Genomic DNA, 992 nt, shown 5'->3' with positions numbered 1-992 from the left:
GCCCGCCATCACCCACAGGCTGGCGCCGCCAATGACGGTATTTTGCGGCGCACCGGGCACATCGGGGTAGTAGGGCAGGGTCGCCAGACCGTAAGCGAATTTGGCGTTTTTGGCGACATTGCCGTAAAAGCCGGCCGAGGTGGTGATCATGGCGCACTCGCCCGAAATAAAGCTGGCTTCGGGCACGTTGCCACGGCCTTTGTAGACAAACAGGCCCTGCTTGGCCATGTTGGCCAGGTTTTCTATATGCCGCTGATGCAGCGGTGAGTCCACTTTCAGACGCGCATCCAGGCCCGCCAAGCCGTTGGATTTGCTGGCGAATTCCACGTTGTGCCAGGCCGAGAAACTTTCCAGCTGCGTCCAGCCCTGCCAGGCGGTGGTGAACGGACATTTGTGGCCGCTGGCCTTGAGCTTGGCGGCAGCCAGTGCCACTTCGGGCCAGGTACTGGGCGCTTTGGTGGGGTCCAGTCCGGCTGCCTTGAAGGCATCCTTGTTGATGTAGAAAACGGTGGTGGAACTGTTGAACGGAAAACTCAGCATCTGGCCATTCGGTGCGGTGTAGTAGCCCGCCACGGCCGACACATAGGCCGTGGGATCGAACTTGTAACCCGCGTCCTTCATGACCTGCGCCACCGGCACGATCGCGCCTTTGCTCGCCATCATGGTGGCGGTGCCCACTTCAAACACCTGCAGGATGTGCGGCGCATTGCCCGCGCGAAACGCGGCCACCGCCGCGGTCATGGACTCGTCGTACGAGCCCTTGAAGGTGGGAACAATCCGGTAGTCCTTCTGGCTGGCGTTGAAGTCTTTGGCCAGGTCGTTGACCCATTCCCCGTTCACGGCGGTCATCGAATGCCACCACTGAATATCAGTTTGCGCCTGGGCGGACACCGAAAAAGCCGCGGCGATGGCCAGGCCCGCAAATTTCAATTTCATGCAATCTCCTCGATTAAAAGGGTTGAGCGTAACCATGAACTGTGACGGTTACGCGA

The 992-nt window shown here is 59.9% G+C and carries 1 protein-coding gene; it reads right to left on the bottom strand.

The window, feature by feature from the left end; all coding sequences use genetic code 11:
* A partial coding sequence (locus tag B3V69_RS00570) for an extracellular solute-binding protein (RefSeq protein ID WP_296442813.1) occupies positions 1-936 on the bottom strand: 936 nt, incomplete at its 3' end.
* Positions 937-992 lie beyond the last annotated feature (56 nt).

Origin of the sequence: Rhodoferax sp. UBA5149, assembly GCF_002413825.1 — a bacterium.
Classification (GTDB): Bacteria; Pseudomonadota; Gammaproteobacteria; order Burkholderiales; family Burkholderiaceae_C; genus Rhodoferax.
The sequence above is the reverse complement of the archived record's forward strand: the minus strand, read 5'-3'. Positions and strand labels throughout refer to the sequence as shown.